The sequence below is a fragment of the Novosphingobium sp. genome, assembly GCF_031424035.1.
Classification (GTDB): Bacteria; Pseudomonadota; Alphaproteobacteria; order Sphingomonadales; family Sphingomonadaceae; genus Novosphingobium.
In genome coordinates this window covers 11868-35299 of sequence record NZ_JANPGP010000039.1, presented here as the reverse complement: position 1 = coordinate 35299, position 23432 = coordinate 11868, and the positions used below count along the sequence as shown (strand labels likewise).

The following is a 23432-nucleotide window of genomic DNA, read 5'->3' as shown; positions in this document are numbered from 1 at the left end:
TTGCGCTTCACGTCGCCAAACCATGACTGCTGCGTCTGCGCCTTGTTGAATGCATCAATCGCGGCATCGAGCGCCGCAGTTGCGTTCAGGTCATCAATGCTGGCGTCTTCGTGCATGTCGGACAGCAGGCTGTCGTAAATGCCAGCCGGATCGATGCGCGGATAAGTGATGTGGCAGGGGCTTACCCATTCAAGGCCAGCGTCGGCGGCTTGATCAAGCTCTTGGAAATATTCGTCACCGTTGAAGGCGCAATACGGCCCGCCATCGTCTGGCACTTCCTCGGCAGCTTCTATCTTTGCCTTGAATTGGCAGGACTCGCACCGCGTCCAGCCCTTCGGCGTTTCACATTCGCAGGTGTCGCAGGTGTTATGGGTTCGGCAGGTGTAGCAGTTCTCCGCTGCCTCACGCGCCGCCTGATGTTTCCGATCTTCCGTGGCGAGATAGATCGCGGGCGAGTTCAATCCGCCGCACTTCGGGCATGCGTAGATGATTGGCTTCTTGTCGGGATCATCAGCGCGCACCAGCACGATAGCTTCGGCTTTGCTGCCAGTTGTTTCTTCCGCCATGTCACGCGGCTCCTTCGGTATGTGAGGGGGAAGATTTGAGGCGGGCGATCTCGGCTAGGATGCAGTCGCCAATCGTGAACCATTCACCGGAGCGCCGGCGAGCACTCCAGCGACGATGGTACTTGGCCTCAAGGTCGGCACCGCCTTCAACGGTTGCGAAGATATGCAACCGGTCGCCGCTGGCAGTTTGGAGCGCCTTCAACCTTGCCTGCGGATCTCGGCTAAACCCGACCTTGATCAGTTCACCCCGGCGCAGTTCCTTGCCGATGAAATAGACGCGCTCAATCGGTCGGTGCGGAAACCACGCCCGCACGGCGTCGGCCATCTTGTGGAAGGCGTCATAGAAGTCAGGAACGCCAGCAAACACCGCCGGGTCACCGCCTCCTTTGACGATCACGCGAACGCTGAATGTGCCGAGTTTGTTGCGCTCGTCGTCACGATCATCTTCGATGTAGAAGGGCGGGATGCAGGTCGGCAAGCCGCCGCGCTCATCATGCCCATGGTGCCATTCGACCACAGGACCTTCGACGAGGGGCTTCATATTGGCAATGCGCCTGCCAAGGGCTATCAGGGGATCAGCCATTACGCACTCCTATGCGTTGGTGGTCAGGCCCGGTGCTGAGATTGGCGTCTCGCATCGGGCCGATGTACTGTTGTACTTTACCCCGTACCAAAACGCGAACGAAAACGGCACATATTGGCGAAATAAGTACGGACGTTGCCAGAAATGGCGCAGTTTTCCGTGGATACCCCATGTTCGTAATGATGGGGTCACAGGTTCGAATCCTGTAAGCGGCACCACCACTTTCACAAAGAAAATCAGAAAGATAATCTGGAAGGCGCTTTCGCTTGGGAAGGCGAATTTGTGCTGTTTAAGGCACTTTCAGCTTAGAATCGCCCCTGACCCGCGCCAGACCCATTTGACGGGTGAAAGGGCGATCAGATTGTCTGCGAGAATCATTGAGTTAGAAGAAGCCTCTGACCGGAAGCGCGCTGCGGATCGGGCGAAAGGAGCGTTCAGTCCAGCTAGAAGCATGAAGGTGCCAAACTGGGTCCAGCTTGGGTCGTTTTGGGTTGGGGCTGGCCAAACCCACGCATAATTTGGACCGCTTAGCCGCCGCCTTCCGGCTTGCTCCAGGTCTTCGCATGGTGCGAGCTCTTGATCTTCCAGAGGATGCGCTCGGTTGCGGCAATCTGGTACCCGATGGCTTTGTCGTCTTTGTCGCCGAAGGCGCTGAGGCGCTTATCGCACAACAAAAAGGACTACAGGCGATCGGTCTGCCTCCTTCGATGTGGGCTGCCACATCAAAGGCTACAAAGATTGCGGTCTTTGCCCTTGCGTCGGCAATCTCACCGCAACTGCTGCAAGCTCAAGTCGGGCCAAAGGTCCGGATTGTTTGTGCGGGAGGGCTGTTTCCTTTGCCGACCGGCGATTGGTTCGACCCTGAGGACATTGATGCAGCCTGCCTCGAAGACTTCACGGAAATCAGTTCGATCAACAATCTGGCTGATCCACCGGGAACAGCCGATGCAGATTTTCAGAAACCTGACCCTTTCAAAGTGCCGTTGTCGAAGTACAGCTTGCTGGGGCAGGCTTCCGAGATCGAAGCCCGATCGCGCCAATCAAAGCCGATCAGCGGCAAAGCTCTTCTCCTGTCGCAGGCCTCGATCCTCTATGGTGCGCCCAACACCGGCAAGACGATCATCGTCCTATCTCTGGTTATCGAAGGGGTCCGGTTGGGGACAATCATCCCAGCCCAGACGTTCTACATCAACGCGGACGACAACAGCCAAGGAATCGCTGAAAAGCTAAGCTTCCTGGATGAAATCGGCGTGCATACTCTGGTGCCGGGATTCGGCGGGTTTACCCCTCCCAAGCTCGCACAGGATTTGGCGACCATGATTGCCGAAGACTGCTGCGATGGGGTGGTCATCATCATCGATATCCCAACCACTAAGACTGGGAAGCCTCGCAGAGTGCCGCTCAGCCAGGCGTCAATGGACATCCTCGACGGTTTGCCCCGATGGGACAAGTGTCCCTGGTTGATCCCGAACCCTGAAACCCGGCTGCCCTATACCGATATTAAGAGGGCCTGGGACCGGGCGCGGGATGAAGCGGGCCTACCCGGCCTCAGGATCCATGACCTGCGGCATTCGGCGGCTTCGTTCATGATCGAAGCCGGGATCGACCTCTATGCGGTCGGGAGAATTCTGGGCCATGCCGACCACCAGAGTACCCAGCGCTACGCGCATTGCTCACCGGGGCTCTTGATGCAGGCGGTTGAGGCCGGTGCGGCCAAAATCAACCTGAACTGGTCCACTGCACCCTAACCTTACACCACCCCGGATTTGGGCAGCTCAGGCTGTTCAGGTCCGGGGATTTTTCTATCCCAATTTTTTGTGCGGCTGTTCTCTAGCGGACCCCGACGGGTATCGGCGGCAGCGCGCTTGCTAAACCTCCAAGCGGCTCTCGCAGGCCTCATACTGGCTATAGGTCCTATAGGCTTTACAGACATCATATACAGATGTAGGACGATTCGCAGGATCAAAGGAGACAAGTCATGGGCTACACCCTCGAAATTCCAGACGAGCTTTTTTCTAAGCTGCAGCGACACGCGGTGCCATTGATTGATACACCGCTGTCAGTAATCGAGCGCGCACTCCGGGCACTCGAAGCCGGTGATGAAACGCCGACGTCCGGGCCTTCAAGCCTCCGAACTTTCAACCCTTCAGCACCTCCCGACCTCAAATTCACTTCGGTGCTCAAGGCCCAGATCAACGGCAAGGTGCTGCGCAAGGCGGACACCAACTGGAATGCGGTCCTGCTGCACGTTATCAACGAAGCCGCCGCCATGAAGACGTCGCCTCAGGACATTTTGGACTTGGTGACCGTCAATAGTCAGCTCGGATGCCGCGAAGACAGCGGTTTCAAATTTGTCGAAGCGGCTGGAATCTCAATTCAGGGGCAAGATGCCAACTCTGCATGGCGTCAGACTTATACCCTAGCCTCAAGCCTTGGAATCGAGATCGATCTGACCTTCGTTTGGCAATCGACTGACAAGGCAGCAATGCCGAGTGTCACTGGCACCATGTTCGTACCTGTCAATTAATCTAGGGAACTCGATATGGCAGATGATCTCGTCGAACGGGCGCTCGCCCGGATCGCACAATGCAATGAGCCAAAGGATCTGAGGCAGATTGCCGCCAATGCAATAAAGCAGGGTCAGCACAGGGTCCGGCATGCGGCGGAGCTTCGTCTATACGACATCCTGCCTGCAGCGAAGCCGGGCACGCTGGAATACGATGTATGGCGCAGCATCTATGCCTTGGAGGGCGCACTAAAGGCGGAAAGAAACAAGACAACCCTGTTGGCCCGAACTCGCCAGAAGATCGCTCGTGATGGCGAGCATAAGACGGTCGCCGATCTAGTTTCCGGCAAGGTTTCGGATGGATTCCGAATGCTAGTCGATCGGAACATGCCTGAGCTGACCTTCGAAGCAGTCGCATTGCGGCACGCTCAGGATTTCGACGAAGACGTGGTCCAGGGAGCAGAAGCAAGACTCGGAGCTGCCGGTTTCAAAGCGGACCAATTGCTCGGCTAGCGTGCATCGCCTCCCGGCACGTTCTCGGGGTTTTCGAAGGGTCGTTTCAAGCTTGACGGCTGAGCTAGGGCACTTTCAATAGGCAAATTCTGAGTTTGTATCTCTAGTGCGCTTGGGTTCTGCTTGGGTATGGATGCCGTCATGGACCGATTTGGTGCGAAATCTGAAGAAAACTATCGCTTTTCCGCCATTTATCGATCGTTTTCGTAATGATGGGGTCAGAGGTTCGAATCCTCTAAGCGGCACCATCACTTTCCTTCAGAAAATCATGAAGATAAGTTGGAAAGCGGCTTCGCTTGGGAAAGCGAACTTGTGCTTCTGAAGGCACGCGCCAAGTTCAGCTCTGTTGGGGGAGGCAGACATTCGCCTGGATTGATCAACGACTGCTGCGGTGGACGAGCCGGAATGGCAGCTATTTCAGTCCGCTCCTGCCAAAGCCGCCCCGCGAAATAGGTATAGCTCAATTGCGCCGAAGCCACCTATCGCGCCTTTGAGCTCATAGAACGATGCCGCTCACCATACCACGGTAATTCCCGCCTTCGCCGCATGGGCCTGCGCGCCCTTGCGGAACGTGCCGTCGTAGCCTGCCCAGACGTGGACATTGCCGCCCACCGCCGCGTCGAGCGATCCGCCCAGCTCTGCCGCATCACGCCCCAGGCCGGGGCCGAGCGCCTGCATCACCGGACCATTCGGCGCGCTGGCGAAGACCAGGTCTGCCGTGCCGCTGGCTGCGCCGCTGTCATGGGCGTAGCGGGCGTGGAGGCGCGGAGTGAGCGTGACGCTGCCCAGCGCGACTGCTGCCTGCGCCTCGAACCCGGCATAGGCGCGGGTGCGGTGGACGGTCTGGTCGCCGCCCTGCAGCGGGCTGGGGCCGCCGCTTTCGGTGAAGGCCTTGAGATCGACCGAGACATGCCGCACCCCGCCGACCAGTTCCACCGAGGCGGACTTGCCCAGAGCCACGGTGTAGCCCGCCTGAGCGCCCAGCGACCAGCCCTTCACATCGCGGGCTGCTGTGGCGGGCGATGTCGGCGTGACCAGCGATGTCCGCGCCGCGCCGAAGCCATAGGCCGCCGCGCCGCCGAGCGAAAACCCGCCGCTCTGCCAGCCGGCGAACAGCGCCACCTGCGTGTGCTTGAAGCGGAGCGTTTCGGGATAGGTGGCATCGCGCACGGTAAAGTTCGACGTGCCGTGATCGACTGCAAAGCCTACCCGGCCAGCGCCAAAGCTCTTTTCCAGCCCCAGCACGAAGCCGTTGGTGGAGCCCTTTAGATCGGCGACCGGTACGGAAGGGTCAGCATCGGTGTGCTGCCAGTTGCCGAAGTAGCCGCCGAACATGATCAGCGCGCCATCAGCGCTGCCAAAGCCGCTGGCATCGCTGACGGGCATGGCCGTGCGGGACAGGCGGTTGGCGCTCTCTCCCTGTCCGCCGCTGCCTCCCATGCCGAGCAACTGCCCGATCAGCCGGTCCCCGCGATCGAAAGCGGCAGGGCCGACCAGCGCATGGACGGTGCCGAACTGATTGCCTGCGGTGGCGCTGACTTGCCACTTGGCGGAGATCAACTGGTTGACCGTCGTCGTGGTCGTCGGGGTGACGCTGTTGATCGTGTTTGTGAAGGTGTTGGTGTTGATCACATTCGCGTTCACCGCCACCGGCGTTCCAGGCAGCGAGCAACCGGTGGGGTTGACCCCGTCCGTAGCCGCAGTGGCGCAGGTGCCGAGATCGCCTGTTGCGACCGTGGCTGGACCGTTGGTGATGACGGCCGCGGTTGTTACCTGCGTTCCGCTGGCGACGTTCACCGTGTTGCTCGAACTGCTGAGCACCGTGGTGGTGTTGGAGATCAGCACCGGCGCGCCGATCACCACGCGGCGCAGGCCGCTGCTTGCTTGCAGTGCGGTGCGGGCATCGGCCAACGCGGTAACGCCAAGCGTGCCCGTCACCTGATCGCCCACCGTGCGGGTGAACACCGTCGCACCGTTGAGCCTGGCATCGACCTGCGTGGAGAAGGTCTGGTTGACGATCGAGGTCTGGGTGACGCCCGGCAGGATGAGTGAAACGATAAGGCGGGCAGAGGTGGTGAGCGTGGTGGGGGGAGGCGGAGCAGCGGCGATGGAGAGGACGTAGCCGAGCGACAGGTTTTGTGCGGTGTTGAAGGAATTGCCGGTGATTTTCTGGCCGTTGTCAGACACGCCCACAGCGTCGTTCAAGACAAAGCCATTCAGATTCAGACCGGCATTCTGGGCGAATACATTCAGGTCCTGCATCCCTGTCGCAGCGCTCCACCGCCATGCTTTGTCTGTACGGAATGTTACACCATTGGCGCGGCCTACTATGAACGAACCGTCTGAACTTGCCGCAAGGGCAAAGGTTGAATTTTCAGCGCCCGTCGTTGCCGAAATGGGTTGGAGTGAGCCTGGCAAATATCCCAGTCCAACCACGCTGCCGCCGCGCCAATAGACCGCCTGAACATGGCCATCCGCCCCGCGCGAGGCGCCGACAACAGTCCCGCCGTCGCGGCTGATTCCGCTGACAAACGAATACTTGCTGGCCGAAAGATCCGGCAGGCGCTGCAGTCCAAGCGCCTCGGTCCAGACGAACCCACCGAAGTTCTCGAAAACCGGCGCGTCGAAATTTCGCACAAATGTGACCGGGTCGACATTGTATTTGGTGTCCAGCGTATCGCCTGCAATCGTGCCGCCGTTGCCGCTGATGGCCCGCGCCATGATGCCCCACTCGGTGAAATGGCTGCGATCGTCAGCGGGCACCGCAAACTCGCCCAGGCTTTGGTAGCCGCCCGCTTCGGTCCAGCGATAGGCCCGATACCGATCCTGCTCGTAGCCTGTCGAAAAACCATTGGAATCAGGAAATATTCGACTTTCAACGGTACTGACCGTCACATAATGACCTGCCGTGTCGATATCGAAATCGGGAACGAAATCTTCGTTGGCTGATCTGAGCGGTATTTCACGGTAGCCGCCCGATTGGCTCCACAGATAAGTCCTGATTTGGGCACTGGGCACCACGGGGGCAAAAGGTGAATACACGGTGTTGCTCAGAACCGTTGCCCCGTCACCGCTCACCTTGATGGACCGAAGATGAACTTTGTAGTTCGCAACTGTCGTTGGCGTGCCGTTTATCCAGCGAACCGCTCCGGTGGCGCCAGCGCCTATCACTATGTTGCCATCAGCGCTGATGTCTCCCGCATAGGTGTCACCCGGATTGGTGCTGAAGGTGCCAGCTGCGGGCGTGCCGGTTGCCGGCGGAAGGAACGTAACGTCCCCCGCCGCACTCTGCGCGCTCGCCACCTGAGGTGCGGCAAACAGGGCCAAGGCAACTCCGGTGAGCAAGATCGATTTGATGCGGTTCATGGCAGTTTTCCCTGTGATGTGTTGCATTCGGACGTCTTGCAGCCTCACCGTCATTTGACGGTCCAGCGGCCATTCCGGCACAGTTGCGCATGGCCCGACTGGTTCATGTATCCCGATCCCTCGGGCGAGCAGGCCGAGCCGATCAGGCCGGGGTGCCGTTCCGTGTGGTAGCGAACCTCGTACATCTGCCAGAGCATGCGGACGTATTCGCTGTAGGGCAGGCCATAGGGGTTGCTGTCTCGCCAGCGGGCCTGCAGCACGCCCTGACATTCCTGATACCAGGCGGGGTATTCCAGATTGGGGCGCGGCGGATTGCAATTGGCCGCAGCGGCGGGCTGCGCGCCGCCGAACAGCGCGAATGCTATGGATAGCATGATGGTTCTGGTGCGGTTCATGGCTTGATTCCCCGTAGTTCAGAGCACGTCCAGCGCGGCTAAAGCTCCGTCCCGATCTCATGCGCGGATCGCGGGTGCAGGGCCTCCAATCTTCAAAACGCAAAGCGGCGGAAAAACCTGCCAACTATATTTCGTTTTATTTTGGCGATTGATCTTTCGTCTTTTTCCGGGCCTCTCCCCGTGCCACTCTGCGGGTCATGGCAGCCGATGATCTTGATCAGTTGTGGCAGGCATTTTCGCGGGGCGAGGCTCCTGCGCGCGAGCGGTTGCTTGGGCTGTACTATGAGGAATTCCGCATCATCGCCCGCCGGGTGCTGAACGGCGATTCCGGGCGGATGCACTTGCAACCGACTGATCTGGTCCACGAAGCGGCGATCCGCATGATCCATTCGAGCGGGCTGGCCGCGGGTGACCAGCGCCACTTCCTCGCGCTCGCCGCGCGGGTGATGCGGACCACGCTGATCGACGAAGTGCGGCGCCACAAGGCCGCCAAGCGCGGCGGGGACGTGTTGACCCTGATGACCGACTTTGTCGACGAGGCAGCAGAACTGGACATCGAGCGGTTTGACGACACGCTCGGCCGGCTGGCGCGAGTGGATGAGGACGCCGCGCGGATTGTCGAGCTGCGGTTCTATACTGGCCTGACCATGCCGGAAATCGCGGCTGCCATGGACTTGTCCGAACGCACCGTGCACCGCCGCTGGCAGACCGCGCGGGCGTGGCTGCTCAAAGAAATGCAGGTCGCCTGATGGACAATTCCAGATGGATATAGAACACGAACGCCGCGTCCTGCGTCTGTTCGAGGAAGCGCTCGACTGGCCCGAGGCCGCGCGTGAGGAGCGGCTGCGCGCGCTTCTTGCCGTTGAACCGGACGTGCTGACCGAAGTGCTCGCCATGCTGCGCGCCGATCGCTCTGCGGCGCTGATCCCCACTCAGCCGCCTGAACCTGCGGGGCCCGAAGAGGAACTGCCGCCGCCCGAGCGGATCGGCAATTACCGCATCGTCGAAGAGATCGGCCGTGGCGGCATGGGCCTCGTCTATCGCGCCGCGCGCGACGATGGCCTGTTCGATCAGCAAGTGGCGATCAAGGTGATCCGGCGGAACATCTTTTCCGCTACCACGCACGAACAATTCGCCACCGAACGCCGCATCCTCGCCCGGCTGCATCATCCGCATATCGCCCACCTGCTCGACGGCGGGGTCAGCGAGGACGGCGCGCCTTATATCATCATGGAACTGATCAAAGGCGTGCCGATCACCGATCATGCGGCGGCAGAAGGCCTGGATCTGGCCGCACGACTTGCCCTGTTTCGCGACGCCTGCGAGGCGCTGGAATATGCCCACCGCGAACTGGTGGTCCATGCCGATGTGAAGCCGAGCAATGTGGTTGTGGCCGAAGGGTTCGGCGTGAAGCTGCTCGATTTCGGCATCGCCCGGCTGGTGGGCGAGGACGGCGGCAAGGCAGGGTCTGCGCATACTCCCGGCTACTCCAGCCCATCGCGTCTCTCGGGCGAGAGGTCCACGCCTACTGATGACGTCTTTGCGCTTGGCGTGCTGATGGGCAAGCTGATCGAGGGTGTGGACGGCACCGACGAGGATCTGCACGCCGTCGCCGCCAAGGCTGCGCAAGATGATGCGTCTGAACGCTACGGAGCGGTAAGCGAACTGATCGCCGATCTGGATCACTGGCGGCAACATGAACCGGTTAGCGCCAATCTGCCGGGGCGTATGCGCGCCTTCACGATGCTGCTGCGCCGCAACCGGGCGCTGGCTCTGGGCGTGGCGCTGCTGGCCATTACCGCACTGGCAACGACTGTCCTCTACATCCGCGCTGAGCGCGCCCAGGCCGAGGCGGAACACCGCTTTGCCGAAGTTCGCAGTCTGGCGCGCTATATGCTGTACGACCAGTATGACGGGCTGGAGAAGGTCCCCGGAACGCTCAAGGTCAGGCTGGCGCTGCTCGACAAGAGCCAGTCCTATCTCACCAGTCTGGCTGCAGGAAAAGACCCGTCAGCAGACCTCGCGCTGGATATCGGTGAGGGTTTCACCCGGCTGGCGGTGGTTCAGGGCGGCAGGCGCGGCGGTCCCAACCTGCGATTGAGCAAGCTGGCGGGCGAGAACCTTGCCCGGGCCGATGACGTTCTCAGTGACGCGATGCAGCGATTCCCTGTTCATCAGGACATCCGCCTCGCGCTCGCCAGCCTGCGCGCCCATCGCTGTTCGCACAGCATCTACACCGATCGCGGCGTGGAACGCGCCGTCGATTTTGCGCAGACGGTCGAGACTTTGATCGCGGGCGAGGCAGTCGGCGAAGCGCGGGACATTCTGTGGTTTGCCCGTGACTGCCGAGCCGATGCCTATACCTGGCTCAACAAACCCAAGCAGGCCATCGTCCTGCTGACATCGGAAATCGCAGCCGCAAAGGCGCGGATAGCAAAGCAACCGGCGAATGATGATCTCGTCCGGGAACTGGGGCTGGCTCACCGCCTGCTTGCCGAAGCGGCGTTCTATGACAACGATTTCCGGCAATCGGCGATCTATGGCCAGATGGCGATGGACGTGATCCGGCCGCTCACCGTCAAGGATCCTGACAGCATGCGGTTCGCTCGCTCCTATGTCGCAGCGCTGATGATCACCGCACAGGCCAGCAGCAACGAACCGAAGGACTATGACCTGGCCCTGAAGCTGTTGACTGAAGGAAGCACCATTTATCGCCGGTTCGTGCTGCGCGATCCCGAGGATACCGGAACCTACGTCAACCTGCTCTCGCTTGAAGGCGACCGGGCGGTCACTCTGGCATCTGCGGGCAGAAAGCCCGAGGCGCTTGCCCTGTCAGATGACATCACCCGGCAGAACGATGAATATGCTCGCCGCTTTCCTGATGATCTGATGGTTGCACGCAGCCGGGCAAGAGCTCTGGCCACCCGCGCCGAACTGCTCGCTCTGGTTTCCGGCAAGGCGGCAGGCTGCAGGGGCAACCGGGATGCACTTGCCGCCTGGCAGGCTTTTGGCAAGCAGTTTGGACTGACCGATTCCGACAAGGCGGATATTGTCGTGCCGCTGCAAGACGCGATGAAGGCGTGCAAATGACTGGAAAATCAAAGTGCCTGCGACGCGTTGGGAGAGCGATCCCGAGCCCTGCCGCTAAACGCTTGGTGCGCAGCGCTAAATTCTGATTGTCCATTCAGGCTATTTGGAGACCGACATTGGGGCGTTCGGACCTTGATCCTGCGGTGCACAAGCGGCGCCCCTGGAATAACCGATTATTCGGCTTCATGGGCAAGATCGAGGCCAGGCCGCCCTGCAATCATGAGGGCAGTCAGCGGATGCTGGCTTGTCGTGATCTCTCACGGTTTCAGCGATCCACGTTGTTGTGCAAGCTCCCGTTCGCCATAGCGGGATCTTGGTCAGGCCGGTTCCCGCTGCAATCGTGCGGCATGCTCGGCAATTCCTGGAGGCTATGACGCCGTGCAAGTTCGTAATTTTCAGGCCAACGATTTTCTGCGCGACTGCTGGCAGAAAAAGCCGCTGCTGATCAGGAACATGTGGACTTCGTGGAGCAACCCGCTTGAGCCTGACGAACTGGCAGGCCTTGCTTGCGAAGACGGCGTCGAAGCCCGCCTCGTCATGCAAACCTCAGGCACCCTGGCCGTCGAACACGGACCTTTTGCCGAGACCCGTTTCGACAGGCTTGGCCATGAGCCATGGACACTCCTCGTCAACGCGGTCGACCATCACGTGCCGGACGTGAGCGTATTGCTCAATTCTTTCCGCTTCATTCCCAACTGGCGCATCGACGATGTCATGGTGAGCTACGCCGTGGACCAGGGCGGTGTGGGCCCGCACTTCGATCAGTACGACGTGTTCCTGGTCCAGGGTCTCGGCAGGCGGCGGTGGCAGGTCGGCGCACCGTGCAATGCTGCGACCGAACTTCTCCCGCACGATGAATTGCGATTGCTCGCCCAGTTCGAACCGACGCAGGAGTGGGTTCTCGAACCTGGCGACGTTCTCTACGTCCCGCCCGGGGTTGCCCACAACGGCATCGCCATCGGCGACGATTGCATGACGTATTCGATCGGCTTTCGAGCGCCTTCACGCAATGAATTGATCGGCCAATGGGCGGAACATCTGGTTGAGCAATCCGGTGACGGCGATCGTTACGCCGATCCCGCCCTGGCCTTGCAGGAGAACCCGGGCGAGATCACAGCGACAGCGCTTGACGGCTTGCATGCCATGCTCACGGAAAAACTTCTGGACCGGCACGCATTCGCGCAGTGGTTCGGCCAGTACAACTCCTCCCCCAAGGACCTCGATATTGATTGGACACCCGAAGTCCCGGTCGCCGCTGCAGGCCTTCGCGCGATGATCTCGGCACGATCTTCGTTGCTCCGTAACCCGGCAAGTCGATTTGCCTTCGTTCGTGACAGTGCCCAGTCCGTAATGCTGTTCGTTGACGGCCACGCTTATGCGTGTTCGGACAAGACTGCGCATTTCGCCGAACGCTTGTGTGCGCAGGATCACGTCACAATCGCGTCCTCCGAGCTGAGGACGCAAACCACAATCACGCTCATCGCCGCGCTTCTCAACCTTGGCAGTGTCACGATTGCCGAGGAAGGTTGAACTGCTGGCCTATCGACGGATATCGCCTCATCGTGACCCGCCGCAGCAATGCGGCATTCGAGCTGTTTGCCCTTGGGCATAAACGTCGCAGTTCGACATAGCACCCGCGCGGTCGGGAAATGACGGTTTCCTACGATGATCGGGTTGCTGTTTGGGATTGTTGATGTAGCAGATTTGTGTAGCAAAGACGCTCCGAAGTGCGCCCTTGCGGGCAAGTATTCAATGATTACAATAGTTTGGTGCCCAGAAGAGAACCTGATTATCCCGAGTAACAAATTAATATAAAATCTGATACTTAGCTTACAGTTTCGGATATGGCTCGTTTATTGCCTCGCGCAGACTATCTTACAACGGTTCGAAACACCGATCAAGCAAAAAATGAGGCGATTTAGACTTCAAATATGATTCTCTTTATTTCATTGCGTTTCAAATTGTCCATTCAGTTATGCATTTCCCTTTGGGCTTAAACGGACGCCTACGACAAAGCCGATCGCCATCAAGCCGGGCCTTGAGGTCGCGTTTTCGCGTTCTAACCTGAAAGCGCCTATGAAACATCATGGGTGATGAATTTTCAGGTCCCGTGCGGTTGATGGGCATTGTCGCCGCAGCGATCATTCTGATCGCCGCGCTTGCCTATGGGGTCACGCTGGCACTTGGTTTTGCGTCGCTTGCCTCGCCGGCACAGCCGATCGGCAATCCGTATTTCACAATCCTTGAGCTGCTCATTCTCGTCCTGGCACCAGCGATGGTGTTACTGATGGCAGCGGTACATGCATGGACGCCGCGCAAGCTACGCGGGTTAAGTCTCGCTGCGGTCTGCATGATGGTGATGCTGGCGACCGAGACGTCGTGTGTCCATTTTGTGATTCTGACGCTCAAGCATCAGCCGGGCTATGCCGGGCAGGACAGCATGGACGTGTTTCTCGCCTTCAAATGGCCGTCGGTGGTCTACGCTCTCGATATTCTTGGATGGGATGTATTCTTCGCCCTGTCGATGCTGCTCGCGGCTCCGGTGTTTGGTGGCAGTCGCTTGGGCCGTACCATCCGTGCGGCCATGATCATCAGCGGCGCTCTCGCGTTCGCAGGTCTCGCGGGCGTGGCATTCGGCAACATGGTGCTGCGCGACATCGGCATCGCGGGCTATCTGGGAGCATTCCTCGTGGTCGATACCCTGCTCCTGGCACTCTTCGTGCGGACGAAAGCCGTACCATCGTCATTTTCCGGCTCGCTTGCCGCTTCACCGGAAACCTGAACTGCCCGGCTTCAGGGCGGCTTGCACAGAAATTTAAGTGACATATCATGTCTAATTGACATTTTTCGCATGATATGGCATGTAAATCCCATGTCACGCGCTACCAGAGCTGCCAGCGGCCTGCCGCCCCAGAGCCAGCGCGCAATCGCGCAGCTGGGCAAGGACATTTCGATTGCCCGCCGCCGCCGCAAGCTGCCGCAGCGGTTGATGGCCGAGCGCATGCTGGTTTCGGTGCAGACGGTGCAGCGCCTTGAGGCCGGTGATCCGACCGTAGGCCTGGCCGTTCTTGCCAGCGCGCTCCATGTATTCGGCATGACCCAGCGCCTGGCCGAGCTTGTCGCCCCCGATACGGACCGTGCCGGAATCAGCGAAGATCTCGCCCGGCTGCCCAAGACAACGCATGCCGTCAGCAGCGACGAGCTGGACTTCTGACCGGTCATGGCAACGGCGCGCACCTACATCTTTGTCCATCTCCCAGACGGCCCTGTCCCGGCAGGGCTGCTGACGATGACCGCCGAGCCGCGCAACCAATTTGCGACTTTCGCATACGGGCGTCGCTACCTCGAGCGCGCAGATCGCGTGCCCGTCGATCCCGTGGCGCTGCCTCTGCACGATGCCGGAACCGAGCTTACCTTCCGGACCGAAGAGGGTTTTGGCGTCTTCGGCGGAATTCGGGATGCTGCCCCCGATGGCTGGGGCCAGTATCTGATGTACAAGGCCATGGGCGATCGCACCCCCAACGACATCGATATGATCCTCGCATCGGGCGACTACCGGGTTGGCGCACTGGCGTTCGGTCCGACACCCGAACGACCGCAGCGCATAACGCCATGGGGGCCAAGCGATGCGCCGGGCGAGCACTTCACCCTCGAAGAACTGGCAGAAGCCGCCGAGCGCGCGCAGCAGGTCGATCAGCTCGACGAGAACCTGCGCCGCTTGCTGACCGCCGGATCGTCGCTCGGTGGTGCGCGTCCGAAGGCAGCGACCGAGATCGATGGCCAGCCATGGATCGCCAAGTTCCAGGCGCGCAATGACAGTTTTCCCGAATGCCGGGTCGAGCTTGCCACCATGCGCCTTGCTGCAACTTGCGGCCTCGATGTGCCGGCGCTCGACTTCAAACGGGTTCTCGAACGCGACATCTATCTGATCGAGCGGTTCGATCGGGTGTCGCACAGCAACTGGCTGGAGCGGCGGCCCTTCGCCTCCGGTCTGACCATGCTCGGCGCGCACGAAAGCGAAGTGAGCCGCTACAGCTATGCCGACCTGGCCGCCGCGCTTCGCCAGCATGGCACCGAGGTCCGCCGTGACCTCCACGAGCTGTTCCGGCGTATGGTGTTCAACATCCTCGTCACCAACGACGACGATCACCTGCGCAACCACGGTTTCCTGTTTGACGGTAAGGGCTGGCGGCTGTCGCCGCTCTACGATGTTGTGCCCAAGCCGCAGGTCGGGCTTGAACGACGGCTTGTGCTTGGCGTCGGCCCTCATGGTCGGGACGCGACGATTGCCAATGCGCTTGCGGGGGCGGCGGGTTTTGATCTTGGCCCCGATCAGGCCACGGCCATCGTTGAGGATATGCGCGCGCGTGTGGCTAAAGGCTGGGCGGAGCACTTCGCACAAGCCGGGGTGAGCGCTGCCGACCAGGGCCGCTTTGCAACGTGCTTCCGCCTCGCAAGCGACGACCTCTGATCTGGCCATCGCCAGTACAAGTTCGATCGCTTCGGGCAATCATGCTATTGAGGCCCATGGCAGTCATCCGCACAGCACTTGCCTATTTTTCGGCCGTCTTCGCATTCGCTTTTGCAATGGGCGTTGCCCGTACCCTTGTCATTGCACCGCGCATTGGCGCAACGGCTGCAGTACTGCTGGAAGTGCCGCTCCTGCTGGCGGCGAGCTGGGTCATCGCGCGCCGGTTGCTGCGTGATCGGGACCTGGCTTTGCCCCAGCGCATCGCGGTCGGAACCATTGCTTTCGTGTTTACTATCGCCAGCGAGGTGGTGCTTTCCGCATTGATGCGGGGGCAAAGCGCAGGCGAATGGGCGGCGACCGTCGCCGCACCAATTGGGCTCGTCGGCCTGGCCGGTCAGCTGATCTTCGCGGCAATTCCGGCTCTGATCGGCATCCGCTCCAGGTCGTGATTTATCCCGCGAATTCGGCATTCGCGAAAATGAAGGATAAGAGCTCAGGCTGGACCAGAGCGCCGGTGCCAATAGACCAAGGCTTTAGTCCTATGGCCTGACCATTCCGCTCCTGTGCGGAGCGACTCGGCAAGACGAGTCGCGCAAATTTGCGCCACTGCCGCGCAAAAAGCGCGCAATCAATGCAGTGTGATTTGCCGTTGGCCGTTCAATTGGCCTCACTGCCAAACTTTTTTCATGTCCGCCATTGTCCGCATGTGTTCCCGGACGTTCCCATAAGGTGTCGGCCTTGGTTCGGGACGCCATAAGTTCCTATTTTGTTCTTTCCTACAGAACGAATCCAACATACGAATCGGAGTGTCACAGGGAACGGGGAGTTCCTGTTTCGAGGAAAGTCGCTGTCCCGCCTTCCAGATTCGGCGGGACCGCGAGGCCCGCAAGCTTCCTCGTGACCGGACAAACCGGTTCCTGTGACACCCCTCCCTCCCAAGGACCGTGTTATGAATACCCCCGAATTGCTGACCTGCCAGGAGGTGCTTCACCTCACTGGCATACGGAGCCGCACGACCATCTGGCGGCGCATCCAGACGGGCAAGTTTCCCTCGCCCGTCGATCTTGGCGCTGGCCGTATCCGCTGGCGCGCTTCCGACATTTCCGAATGGATCAGCGGCCTGCCGCTGCGCCGCTATTGACCCCCGTTTGGCGGGCAGTGGCTCGCAGAAAGTCCCCTCCATGTCCATCTGTTCACGGATCAAGTCGGCCCTGCTTGGGCACGGCCTGATCATAAAGACCGTCCGCCCCGCCGACGCCAAACGCATCGGCGAACTCGTCGATCTGATCTGTCAGCGAAACCAGGACGGCAGCGCGCTCCGCTATGCCCTGCGCCATTGGCGAAGCGGCGAACGCCCGGTCGTCGAGCGCTTTGCCGGGCACGATACCTCGCTCGAAGTCGAAGGCCCTTGCTACATGAATGATGGCCGAGGCTATGCGCTCGGCAGCCAGCTTTTCGACGGTTCGCGCTGGTTCATTATCTATCCCGCCGAGACCAAAGAAATCGCGAGCGAACTGCGCAGCGCGATCGATGGCGTGCTGCGTCGCTGGGCCGATCAGCATCCCAGCGCTGCCTACAAATTCGATCCGCGACGGCTCCGCGACCGGTCGCACGATGACGACACCGCTCGCCATATGGTTGCGCTCCAGACCTGGTCCGACTGGCCCGAGGAGCAAGGCTCCCATGATCAATAGGGCGCAATCAACCGGTAGAATCAAGGGCCACGATGCGATGCATCGGGCCCGGATTCTGACTACACACCCCACGCACGCGTGCAGCGAGCAGTTCCGCGGGTTTGACGGGATGCGGATAGCATCGCGGCAAGTTCATCTTCGGATGAACCGCGCAATTCCGCCATTTCCTGAGATGGCGGATCGCATCGCGGCGGGAGCAGGCCGGTGAGCGCGCGGGCACAGACGGTGCGCCTCAATCCGTCGCAATACCGGGTGCTGGCCGGACTCGCCAGAAAGCGCGGCATGAGCGAATACGCCATGCTCGCCAGGGTGGTCGAAGCGGGCTTCCTTGCCATGCTTCACGGCACCGACCGGGAGGCCGATCTTGCCGCAATGGCGCGCGAGATCGGTGCCATGTCGGAGCGCCTGGCCGAGGCCGAACGAGTGCTCGACCGCGCCCTGTTCACCGCCTGTGCGGCCTATGCCTACGCCCGCCATGCCGCACTCGGAACCCGCAAACCCGACGAGGTGATTGCCGCCGAAGCGCGCGCCGCCTTCGAGCGGCAACGCTCGCTCGCCCTGGAGTTTGAACCATGACCCGCAACACCGATTTTGTCGCCCGTGCCCACTCGCTGTGGCGCGTCCGCATGGCCCGATTGCAGGAGCGCCTGCGCTTCTTTTGGCAGCTCCTGCTGGTCTGCACCGGGTGTGGTGCGCTCCTCTGGTCGCAGTTCACCCTGCCTGGCTACGCGTGGACGGTTGCACTGCAATGTCTTGGCGGCAAAGGGCTCGATTTGATCGGCAGTCTCGGCAACCGCGACATCAAGATGAACGTCGGACTGGGCGACTATCACCGGACGGTTTCGGCCCATTTCGTTGCCAGCGATCCGCTGTTCACCGACGCGCTCCAGGCCGTCATCGTTGCCCTGCTGCTCGGCGCAGCGATGGGGCTCGCGCTCGGCATTCTGGTCATCTGGCTGATCCAGCGCACAATGCTGGTCCAGGGCGAAGACACGCTGGCCGACCGGGTCCTCGGCGGCACCCGCGTGGTGAGCGCGGATGAAGCCGTAGCGCAGCTTTCGCACCTGGCTGGCAAGGGGGCCTTGAAGATCGGCCCGGTGCCGATCCCGCGCCGCAACGAGACCCGCCACTTCGCCCTCATCGGGACCACCGGCAGCGGCAAGACCACGGTGCTTCGCCAGATGCTCGATGACATCGAGGCGCGCGGTGAACCGGCACTGGTCTATGACACCAGCGGGGAATTCATTGCCCACTATTACTGCGCCGCGCGCGGCGACATCATCCTCAATCCGTTCGATGGCCGCTGCGCGTTCTGGTCGCCGTTCGACGAGATTTCACACCCTGCCGATGCCGACCGGATTGCCCGCCAGCTCGTCTCCGAAACCGGCAGCCAGGACGACGATGTCTGGCTGGAAACGAGTCGCATTCTTGTCGCCAACATGCTGCGCAAGCTGTGGGCCGAAAAGAACTGCAGCCTTGAGGCGCTGCTTGAAGCCCTGCAGGTCAAGAGTAAGGAGCAGCTCAAGCACTGGCTCGGCCATACCTCATCGGCGCGGACCTTCGCCGACGACGCCGACCGCGCCACCGGCAGCGTCCTGTTCATGCTCGCCAAGGCGGCAAACCTGATCCAGTTCCTCAAGGTCGAGGACAAGGGCGCCGAGCACTTTGCCTTCCGCGACTTCATCGCCGGGCTCGACAAGAATCCGGGCGCGAAACCCTGGATCTTCGTTCCGCGCAAGGAAGACTATTTCGAGGCGGCCAAGCCGCTCATGGCCTGCTGGCTCGAATGTGCGGCCAGCGCGGTGCTGGGTCTGGCGTCTTCGCCCGAGCGGCGCATCTGGTTCGTGCTCGATGAGCTGGCCGACCTGCCGCGCGTCGAAAACCTTGCGCGGCTTCTCCCCGAAGGGCGCAAGTTCGGCGCAGCAATCGTGCTCACTTTCCAGGCACTGGGGCAGATGCGCAACCGCTACGGCGACAACATCGCCGAGGCCATGCTGGCCTGCTGCAACACCAAGCTGTTCCTGCAGATCGTTGATCGTGAAACCCGGCAATGGGCGAGCGAGACCATCGGCGAATGCGAAGTCGAAATGCGGGTTGCCAGTGATACCCTGCCGATCGGCAAAGAGGTGCCCCGCACCACCATTGCCACCCAGCGCCAGTTCCGCGCTGCCGTGCTCGAAAGCGAGCTGCGACTTCCCCCGCACCAGGGCTATTTGCTGTTGCCCGATGGCCTGCCGGTCGCGCGGATTGCTCTCACTGCCGATCACATCGCGCGGCGCGGGAGCCCGCGCGAACCGGCCTACGTTCCCGGCGATCCCGCCGGCACGCTGTGGAGCAAGGTCGGTGAGATCGCCGCAGCCGCCGCGACGGACGCCAAGCCCGGCCCGGTGTGATGGTTGCCTCGGTTTCGGCCCTGTCCAGCGCCAGTCAGGCGGCGAGCTACTACGAGGCCGACGACTACTATGCCGAAGGCGGCCTAGCCCCGTCCGAATGGTTCGGCGAGGCAGCCGGGGCATTGGGCCTGGACGGCGAAGTTGACCGCGAGCAGTTCGCCGCGCTGCTGGAGGGGCAGATCGGCGGGAAGCAGCTTGGCACCACCCGCGACGGCAAGATCGAGCATCGGCCGGGTTGGGACATAACCCTGTCCGCGCCCAAATCGGTTTCGATCATGGCCGAGGTCGCTGGCGACAAGCGGTTGATCTCGGCGCACGGCGCAGCGGCCAAAGTGGCGCTGGCCCATGTCGAAAAGCACATGGCTGCGACACGCGTCCGCGACGATGGCGAGGTCCGGCGCGAGGCCACCGGCAATCTCGCGATTGCCACCTTTCGCCACGCGACGAGCCGGGCGCAGGACCCGCAGCTCCACACCCATGCCGTCGTGATAAACGCGACGCAGGACAGGGATGGCCAATGGCGCAGTCTCGAACCCCGCGCCTTCTACCAGCTCCAGAAGGAGATCGGCGCGATCTACCGGCAAGAGCTGGCGCACGGTATTGCCGAGCTCGGCTACCGGATCGAGCCGGGCAAAGATGCCATGTTCGAGATCGCAGGCGTGCCCGACAAGGTCATCGAGGCGCTGAGCCAGCGCACGGCAGCAATCGATGCCCGCTTGGCCGAGCGCGGCACGAGCCGGGAGGAGGCAAGCGCCGCCGAGAAGCAGATTGCCGCGCTCGACACCCGCGAGGCCAAGAGCCACGTCGATATTCGCGAGTTGCGCGCAGACTGGAGCGCCACCGCCGATGCCAATGGGTTCGGCGCTAGCGCGCGAGAAAGGCTGGTTGCGGAGGCGCAGGGTCGGGCCCAAGGCATCGAGGTGGCATCCGGGCAGGATTTACTGGCGCAACGGGCAGTCGCCTTCGCCGCCGCCAAGCTTTCCGAGCGCGAGGCAGTGTTTTCGGCCAGTATGCTGGCGCGTGAGGCAGGAGATTTTGCCTTTGGCAAGGTCGGGCATGGCCAAATCAGCACCGCCATTGCCGGTGCCGAGCAGCGCGGCGAGCTCGTGCCCCGGACGTTTTCGGACCGGCGCGGCGCGGAGTTTGCCGGGTTCACCACCCCGCAGGCCATCGCGACCGAGCGCACCATGTTGCGGCTTGAAGTTGCCGGACGCGGGATGGCTGAAGCGCTGGCCAATCCCGTGGCGGCAGCGCGAACGGTCGAGCGTGCCGCTAGGCAGTCGGCGCGGTCAGGCTATGCCTGGACCCAGGACCAGAAGCGCGCGACCGCCGACCTGCTGGCTTCGCGGGACCGCCTTTCCGCGGTTCAGGGCTATGCCGGGACCGCCAAGACCACCACGGTGCTGGCGACCTATGCCCGCGAAGCCGAGCGGCGCGGGCTTGCAGTGACAGCACTTGCCCCAACCGCATCGGCGGCAGCCGTTCTGGGTGAAGCGCTCGGCTTGCGTGGCGATACCGTTGCCCGGCATCTGCTTGCCCCCGACCCGCGAATGTCGGGCAAGGATGCCGTCTGGATTGTCGATGAGGCCTCGATGCTATCGGCGCACGACATGGCCAGGCTGATGGCCAGCGCTGACAGGGCGGGCGCCCGGCTTGTCCTGGTCGGTGACGTTAAGCAGCTCGGATCAGTTGGTGCTGGCGCGGCCTTCGCGCAGTTGCAGGCCGCCGGAATGGCAACGACCAAACTGGCCGAAGTCGTTCGCCAGATCAATGCCGGGACCCGCGAAGCGGTCATGGCATCGATTGAGGGCCATGCCGGGAAGGCGCTCGCCGCGCTGGATCGCGGCGGTGGGCGGGTGATCGAAGCCACCACGCAAAATGATCGCTTCGCGGCCATGGCGCGGCATTACCTGGCGCTGTCACCCGCCGAGCGGGCGCGGACGCTGGTCATCGAGCCTTCGCGCGAAGGCCGTGACACTCTCACCGGCATGATCCGCGAGCACCTGGCTTCGCGCGGCGAGTTGTCGGCAGACCGCCTGCAATTTGCCGCGTTGGAGGCCAAGGGCATGACCCGCGCAGAAGCGCACGAAGCGGCCAGCTATGCCATCGGCGATCTGGTCCGCTTCAACCGCGACTATGCCGCCAAGGACGTCCGCCGTGGGGAATTTCTGACCGTCAGCAGCATCGATTCTGAACGGGGCCGTATTGCCCTTGCGAGCCGCGATGGCCGGTCGATTGACTGGCATCCCCGGCAATGGGGTGCAGGCAAGGTCGAGGTGTTCGAGGCCAGGCCCATGGAGCTGCGCAAAGGTGACCGGGTACAGTTTACCCGCAACGACCGCGAGGTCGGACGGATCAACGGGCTTGGCGGCACCGTGACCGGCATCGATCCATCTTGCCGTCAGGCCACACTGAAACTGGCAAACGGGCGCGAGCAGCGGCTCGACCTCTCAGAGCCTCGCGACACCCATTTGCGCCATGCCTATGTCCAGACCGCACACGCTGCGCAGGGCCAGACCGCCGATCGGGTCCTGATCCACGCCGACAGCCGCTCGACCAATCTGGTCGACCAGAAGATGCTCTATGTCGCGCTGTCGCGGGCAAGAGGCGAGGCCGTCGTTGTTACCGATGACCGGGAGCGGCTGGTCCGGGCGATCACCGAGCGGGCGGGTGAGAAGCAGACCGCCATGGCAGCGACGCTGCCCGATGCTGGCAAGTCCAGGGCGATGGGGGCAGGTATCGGCTGATAGCGATGCCGTTGGCGTTGCGGCCATGGCGCCCTTCGTCCTGCTGTTAGAATGAACTGCTCCTCTTCGACAGGCCGTACCGGGCGGGATCAACAGCCTGTCCGCTCCATTCGGGCTTTGCCCTCCCGTGTTGACTGTTCCGCGATGCCGCTGACCCGCCCGGCCAATCCGGCCCGTCCCTTCATCCGCGTTCCCAACGACAGGACGAAGGACTTATCCCATGGCTAACGCACAAACCGCCAGCATCTATGACACGATAACCAACCAGATCATCGCCTTGCTTGAACTCGGAGCCGGAAAGTTCTCGCTCCCCTGGCATCGCAGCAACACCTCGCTAACCCGCCCGACGAACGCCGTGACCCAGAAATCCTATCGCGGTGTCAACGTGCTCGCGCTCTGGGCCTCTGCCGAAGCACAGGACTTCGGGCATGGCCTCTGGGCGACCTATCGCCAGTGGCAGTCGCTCGGGGCCCAGGTCCGCAAGGGCGAGAAGGCCTCACCGATCATGTTCTACAAGGTTTTCGACAAGGTCGATGGCGGGGAGGCTGAGGAACGGGAGAGTTCGGCCCGGATCTTCGCGCAGGCTTCGCATGTCTTCAATGTTGGTCAGGTGGACGGCTTTTCGATGCCGGAAGTCCCTGAGCCCGCAGACTTCGATCCGATCCCGAGCGCGGATGCCTTTGTTACCGCAACCGGCGCAGCTGTCCGCATCCTGGGCGATAGTGCCCACTATACCCCCTCCACCGACACCATCACCATGCCGGACCGGCAATTGTTCTTCGCGACTGAATCCGGTAGCGCTGGGCAGAACTGGTACGCCACGCTCTTGCATGAACTCGTTCATTGGTCAGGAGCTGAGCACCGGCTTGCGCGAACTTTCGGCAAGCGATTCGGCGACGACGCCTATGCGATGGAAGAACTGGTCGCCGAGCTTGGTTCCGCATTCCTGTGCGGCGACCTTGGTCTGTCGTCCAAGCCGCGCCCCGATCACGCTCGTTATCTCGCCAGCTGGCTCAAGGTGCTCAAGGCCGACAATCGGGCGATCTTCACCGCCGCCAGTGCGGCGGCGAAGGCGGCGGACTGGCTGCAATGTCAGGGTGGGTGATAT

At 61.7% G+C, this 23432-nt stretch carries 20 protein-coding genes; 16 read left to right on the top strand and 4 right to left on the bottom strand.

Features of this window, described 5'->3' with window-relative positions; all coding sequences use genetic code 11:
• Both RMO89_RS05920 and RMO89_RS05915 read right to left on the bottom strand, forming a co-directional pair.
• Nucleotides 1-566 (bottom strand): hypothetical protein (locus RMO89_RS05920; RefSeq protein ID WP_310531816.1); only part of this gene is annotated, 566 nt, incomplete at its 3' end.
• A 1-nt stretch (nt 567) separates the two neighbouring features.
• Nucleotides 568-1149 (bottom strand): GIY-YIG nuclease family protein, encoded by a 582-nt coding sequence (locus tag RMO89_RS05915; RefSeq protein WP_310531814.1) that lies wholly within the window; start codon nt 1147-1149, stop codon nt 568-570.
• A gap of 518 nt (nt 1150-1667) precedes the next feature.
• Here RMO89_RS05915 and RMO89_RS05910 point away from each other — a divergent pair.
• The 3 genes from RMO89_RS05910 to RMO89_RS05900 all read left to right on the top strand — a co-directional run bounded on the left by RMO89_RS05910 (nt 1668) and on the right by RMO89_RS05900 (nt 4168).
• On the top strand, nt 1668-2897 hold the full coding sequence (locus RMO89_RS05910) for a tyrosine-type recombinase/integrase (protein ID WP_310531812.1): 1230 nt from the start codon (nt 1668-1670) through the stop codon (nt 2895-2897).
• 230 nt (nt 2898-3127) lie between these two features.
• Nucleotides 3128-3676 carry a T4SS efffector SepA family protein gene (locus tag RMO89_RS05905; protein ID WP_310531811.1) on the top strand — a complete coding sequence of 183 codons (549 nt, stop codon included), beginning with the start codon at nt 3128-3130 and terminating at the stop codon, nt 3674-3676.
• Nucleotides 3677-3691: 15 nt separating this feature from the next.
• Complete coding sequence (locus RMO89_RS05900) at nt 3692-4168, top strand: hypothetical protein (protein WP_310531809.1); 477 nt, start codon at nt 3692-3694, stop codon at nt 4166-4168.
• Between the two features lie 513 nt (nt 4169-4681).
• Here RMO89_RS05900 and RMO89_RS05895 read toward each other — a convergent pair.
• Both RMO89_RS05895 and RMO89_RS05890 read right to left on the bottom strand, forming a co-directional pair.
• Entirely contained in the window at nt 4682-7534 is a 2853-nt protein-coding gene (locus RMO89_RS05895) for an autotransporter outer membrane beta-barrel domain-containing protein (RefSeq protein ID WP_310531808.1), read from the bottom strand.
• Between the two features lie 50 nt (nt 7535-7584).
• Nucleotides 7585-7929: a hypothetical protein gene (locus RMO89_RS05890; protein ID WP_310531807.1), complete on the bottom strand. Its 345-nt coding sequence runs from the start codon at nt 7927-7929 to the stop codon at nt 7585-7587.
• Between the two features lie 197 nt (nt 7930-8126).
• On the opposite strand from RMO89_RS05890, the gene RMO89_RS05885 reads away from it, so the two are divergent.
• The 13 genes from RMO89_RS05885 (at nt 8127) to RMO89_RS05825 (ending at nt 23429) form a co-directional block, all read left to right on the top strand.
• Entirely contained in the window at nt 8127-8678 is a 552-nt protein-coding gene (locus tag RMO89_RS05885; protein WP_310531806.1) for an ECF-type sigma factor, read from the top strand.
• A 13-nt stretch (nt 8679-8691) separates the two neighbouring features.
• Complete coding sequence (locus RMO89_RS05880; protein WP_310531805.1) at nt 8692-11019, top strand: serine/threonine-protein kinase; 2328 nt, start codon at nt 8692-8694, stop codon at nt 11017-11019.
• A gap of 378 nt (nt 11020-11397) precedes the next feature.
• Nucleotides 11398-12549 carry a cupin domain-containing protein gene (locus RMO89_RS05875; RefSeq protein WP_310531804.1) on the top strand — a complete coding sequence of 384 codons (1152 nt, stop codon included), beginning with the start codon at nt 11398-11400 and terminating at the stop codon, nt 12547-12549.
• A 556-nt stretch (nt 12550-13105) separates the two neighbouring features.
• Nucleotides 13106-13801, top strand: coding sequence for a hypothetical protein (locus RMO89_RS05870; RefSeq protein ID WP_310531803.1), 696 nt, complete (start codon nt 13106-13108; stop codon nt 13799-13801).
• A 90-nt stretch (nt 13802-13891) separates the two neighbouring features.
• Complete coding sequence (locus tag RMO89_RS05865) at nt 13892-14233, top strand: helix-turn-helix transcriptional regulator (RefSeq protein WP_310531801.1); 342 nt, start codon at nt 13892-13894, stop codon at nt 14231-14233.
• Nucleotides 14234-14239: 6 nt separating this feature from the next.
• Nucleotides 14240-15490: a HipA domain-containing protein gene (locus tag RMO89_RS05860; RefSeq protein ID WP_310531800.1), complete on the top strand. Its 1251-nt coding sequence runs from the start codon at nt 14240-14242 to the stop codon at nt 15488-15490.
• 116 nt (nt 15491-15606) lie between these two features.
• Nucleotides 15607-15939: a hypothetical protein gene (locus RMO89_RS05855; RefSeq protein ID WP_310531799.1), complete on the top strand. Its 333-nt coding sequence runs from the start codon at nt 15607-15609 to the stop codon at nt 15937-15939.
• 500 nt (nt 15940-16439) lie between these two features.
• Nucleotides 16440-16631 carry an AlpA family phage regulatory protein gene (locus RMO89_RS05850; protein WP_310531798.1) on the top strand — a complete coding sequence of 64 codons (192 nt, stop codon included), beginning with the start codon at nt 16440-16442 and terminating at the stop codon, nt 16629-16631.
• Nucleotides 16632-16638: 7 nt separating this feature from the next.
• On the top strand, nt 16639-17184 hold the full coding sequence (locus tag RMO89_RS05845) for a hypothetical protein (protein WP_310531797.1): 546 nt from the start codon (nt 16639-16641) through the stop codon (nt 17182-17184).
• A gap of 204 nt (nt 17185-17388) precedes the next feature.
• A complete protein-coding gene (locus RMO89_RS05840; RefSeq protein WP_310531796.1) occupies nt 17389-17760 on the top strand; it encodes a hypothetical protein in 372 nt (123 codons plus the stop codon).
• A complete protein-coding gene (locus tag RMO89_RS05835) occupies nt 17757-19577 on the top strand; it encodes a type IV secretion system DNA-binding domain-containing protein (RefSeq protein ID WP_310531795.1) in 1821 nt (606 codons plus the stop codon). Before RMO89_RS05840 ends, RMO89_RS05835 begins: the two co-directional genes overlap by 4 nt.
• A complete protein-coding gene (gene mobF / locus RMO89_RS05830; RefSeq protein ID WP_310531794.1) occupies nt 19577-22324 on the top strand; it encodes a MobF family relaxase in 2748 nt (915 codons plus the stop codon). The genes RMO89_RS05835 and mobF overlap by 1 nt, the downstream gene beginning before the upstream one ends.
• Before the next feature lie 220 nt (nt 22325-22544).
• The gene (locus tag RMO89_RS05825; protein ID WP_310531793.1) at nt 22545-23429 is read left to right on the top strand and encodes a zincin-like metallopeptidase domain-containing protein; all 885 of its coding nucleotides are present in this window, start codon (nt 22545-22547) and stop codon (nt 23427-23429) included.
• The last annotated feature ends 3 nt before the right edge of the window (nt 23430-23432 follow it).

What these genes read in the sequence shown, in the direction of transcription:
- RMO89_RS05865 (WP_310531801.1), top strand. Translation starts at nt 13,892, where the DNA reads ATGTCACGCGCTACCAGAGCTGCCAGCGGCCTGCCGCCCCAGAGCCAG.
- mobF (WP_310531794.1), top strand. Translation starts at nt 19,577, where the DNA reads ATGGTTGCCTCGGTTTCGGCCCTGTCCAGCGCCAGTCAGGCGGCGAGC.
- RMO89_RS05915 (WP_310531814.1), bottom strand. Translation starts at nt 1,149, where the DNA reads ATGGCTGATCCCCTGATAGCCCTTGGCAGGCGCATTGCCAATATGAAG.
- RMO89_RS05870 (WP_310531803.1), top strand. Translation starts at nt 13,106, where the DNA reads ATGGGTGATGAATTTTCAGGTCCCGTGCGGTTGATGGGCATTGTCGCC.
- RMO89_RS05900 (WP_310531809.1), top strand. Translation starts at nt 3,692, where the DNA reads ATGGCAGATGATCTCGTCGAACGGGCGCTCGCCCGGATCGCACAATGC.
- RMO89_RS05885 (WP_310531806.1), top strand. Translation starts at nt 8,127, where the DNA reads ATGGCAGCCGATGATCTTGATCAGTTGTGGCAGGCATTTTCGCGGGGC.
- RMO89_RS05855 (WP_310531799.1), top strand. Translation starts at nt 15,607, where the DNA reads ATGGGCGTTGCCCGTACCCTTGTCATTGCACCGCGCATTGGCGCAACG.
- RMO89_RS05880 (WP_310531805.1), top strand. Translation starts at nt 8,692, where the DNA reads ATGGATATAGAACACGAACGCCGCGTCCTGCGTCTGTTCGAGGAAGCG.
- RMO89_RS05835 (WP_310531795.1), top strand. Translation starts at nt 17,757, where the DNA reads ATGACCCGCAACACCGATTTTGTCGCCCGTGCCCACTCGCTGTGGCGC.
- RMO89_RS05850 (WP_310531798.1), top strand. Translation starts at nt 16,440, where the DNA reads ATGAATACCCCCGAATTGCTGACCTGCCAGGAGGTGCTTCACCTCACT.
- RMO89_RS05895 (WP_310531808.1), bottom strand. Translation starts at nt 7,534, where the DNA reads ATGAACCGCATCAAATCGATCTTGCTCACCGGAGTTGCCTTGGCCCTG.
- RMO89_RS05905 (WP_310531811.1), top strand. Translation starts at nt 3,128, where the DNA reads ATGGGCTACACCCTCGAAATTCCAGACGAGCTTTTTTCTAAGCTGCAG.
- RMO89_RS05825 (WP_310531793.1), top strand. Translation starts at nt 22,545, where the DNA reads ATGGCTAACGCACAAACCGCCAGCATCTATGACACGATAACCAACCAG.
- RMO89_RS05860 (WP_310531800.1), top strand. Translation starts at nt 14,240, where the DNA reads ATGGCAACGGCGCGCACCTACATCTTTGTCCATCTCCCAGACGGCCCT.
- RMO89_RS05890 (WP_310531807.1), bottom strand. Translation starts at nt 7,929, where the DNA reads ATGAACCGCACCAGAACCATCATGCTATCCATAGCATTCGCGCTGTTC.